The sequence below is a fragment of the Aminivibrio sp. genome, from assembly GCF_016756745.1.
GTDB lineage: Bacteria > Synergistota > Synergistia > Synergistales > Aminobacteriaceae > Aminivibrio.
Map to the genome: position 1 here is coordinate 73,637 of NZ_JAESIH010000061.1, position 2,062 is coordinate 75,698.

The following is a 2,062-nucleotide window of genomic DNA, read 5'->3' on the forward strand; positions in this document are numbered from 1 at the left end:
GGCTGCTGGTATTGGCACCATACCTTTTCAGGCAGGTTGCCGGGCTTCATCGGGCCAGTCCCTCCACCTCTCTTGATAAGAGCTTCAGTTTTCAAAGTTAAAGACACAATACTAACAGAGGAATTATACGCTACCATTTCCTCCTGTCAACAGAAAATATTCCGCCTACCCACGAGGATCGGGACACTTCCAAGGGTGCCGGGAGAAAATGGAATCGAGAAAATGGAATCGTTTGACTTATTCTTGTCGGGGCTGTATATTTTCAACAGGAATGGGATGACGGAGGTGGACGGTATGGTTTCCGATATGTCAGCCCTGTCGCTGATTGGGACCAACAGACCAGGAAAATCGTATCTCGACCCGCGGTACCCTGAGCAAAGATATACCGAACAGAGTTCCTTCTCCGACGGACAGGCCCGCTTGAGCGCCTTTCGGGGCGACCGGACATTGGAGCGCGTCCTCGATAACTTCCAGGTAAGGGCCGCCATGCACAGCCGCTACCTCCAGTTCACCATCCAGGAAGACGCCGACATTGTTCAGGTGATTGTCAAAGAGAGCAACGACGAGGAAAAGATCATCCGCAAAATACCTCCCGACGAAATAGTACGGCTCATCGCCAAAAGAAACGAAATTCTGGGGTTCCTCTTCGACATGGTCGTTTAGACAGGATAACCCCACGGGAGAAAAAGGAGAGAGTCCGATGAAAATAACCAGGGAGGAGTATCAGGTCCCTTTTCCGCGGAACAGGGAAACACAAGCTCCGCAGCCGGTGCGGGACGAACGGAAAATGTACGATATGCGCGAAGAGAAACGGACGGAAGAAACCATGAAGGCCGAGGAGACGAGAAACAGGGAGCTTGCCGACCTCGGGCTCGGAACGAAGCTCAAACTGGAAGGCTGAGACAGTAAGAAAGAGAGGGGGGGGCGGGGAGTGTTTCTCCCCGCCCCCCCTCTCTTTGTACGTACCCTACTTGCAGGGTGAATATCCGCAACTGAAGCAGTATTCGCAGCCGGAGATCATTTCCATGGGCGCCCCGCACTCCGGGCAGGCAACGCCGCCGCCGGCACCGTGAACGCCCCCGTCCTTCCCGATCAGCTTTTCCAGCAGGACGGCGATGGCGTCCGGAATGGACCGGGCGACGTGCTTGTCGTCGAACTCAAACAGCCAGTACTCCTTGCCGGAGAGCCCCTTCAGCGTAGCGATGAAATCCTCCAGCTTCCCTCCGCTCCGGAGGCCGATGGAGATGGCTCTCGAAAGGGCCTCCGTCATGGCCTTCAGCTCGGAACCGCTCTTTCCGATGGTGGCGAAGACTTCGAAAGGCTCCGTTCCGTCGAAATTCAGGGTCACGTAGATGCTGCCCCAGGGGGTCTGCTCCTTGATGGTCTTTCCGAAGACCACGAGGCCCGGGCGTTCCTTCACACGGCTCGTGCGGGACACAGGCTCCTCCGGCTTTTTCGCCGTCTCGATGGGCTGGAACGACCGGGAGCCGTCCCTGTAGATGGTGATGCCCTTGGCCCCCATGGCGTAGCACCTGCGGTAGATCTGCTTCACCTCGTCCACCGTGGCGTCGGAGGGAAGGTTCACCGTCTTGCTGATGCCGCTGTCCACAACCCTGGCAAAGATGCCCGTCACCTCCACGTGCTCGTCGGGAGGAATGTCGTAGGCCGTCACGAAGACCGGATCGGACAGCCCTCCCTTTTCGTGCAGCTCGTCCACCTGGGCAGGTGAAAGGAGCCTGTGGCAGAACTCCCTCGTTTCCTGCCCCTCGCCATCGGCCCTGGCGATACGCCGGGTCCAGCTCCAGGCGAAATTCGGTTCGATGCCGGCGCTTGTGTCGATGAGCATGGAAATGGAGCCCGTGGGAGCGACGGAGAGCCTCCGGCTGTTCCTGATCTTTCCCTTTGTGAAGGCAAGAAGTACATTTCCCGCCAGCGCCAGCCGTTCACTCTCGTTCCCCAACCCCTGGGCGGTGAAAAAACCCTCGAGGGCATTCGAGAGAGTATAGGGGATGGTGGCCGAAGACCGCATCTTCTCCAACAGGGAGCGGAATCCCTCCCGGTC

The 2,062-nt window shown here is 57.8% G+C and carries 2 protein-coding genes, 1 pseudogene and 1 riboswitch; of the genes and pseudogenes, 2 read left to right on the forward strand and 1 reads right to left on the reverse strand.

Annotated features, from left to right (window positions below; translation table 11 throughout):
• Window positions 1-5: 5 nt before the first annotated feature.
• Window positions 6-82, reverse strand: a riboswitch (SAM riboswitch).
• Between the two features lie 212 nt (window positions 83-294).
• Both JMJ95_RS10580 and JMJ95_RS10585 read left to right on the forward strand, forming a co-directional pair.
• Window positions 295-663, forward strand: coding sequence for a flagellar protein FlaG (locus tag JMJ95_RS10580; protein ID WP_290685149.1), 369 nt, complete (start codon window positions 295-297; stop codon window positions 661-663).
• Between the two features lie 37 nt (window positions 664-700).
• Entirely contained in the window at window positions 701-901 is a 201-nt protein-coding gene (locus JMJ95_RS10585; RefSeq protein ID WP_290685151.1) for a hypothetical protein, read from the forward strand.
• A gap of 66 nt (window positions 902-967) precedes the next feature.
• Here JMJ95_RS10585 and JMJ95_RS10590 read toward each other — a convergent pair.
• Window positions 968-2,062, reverse strand: a pseudogene (locus JMJ95_RS10590) (ribonucleoside-diphosphate reductase); the annotation flags it as partial.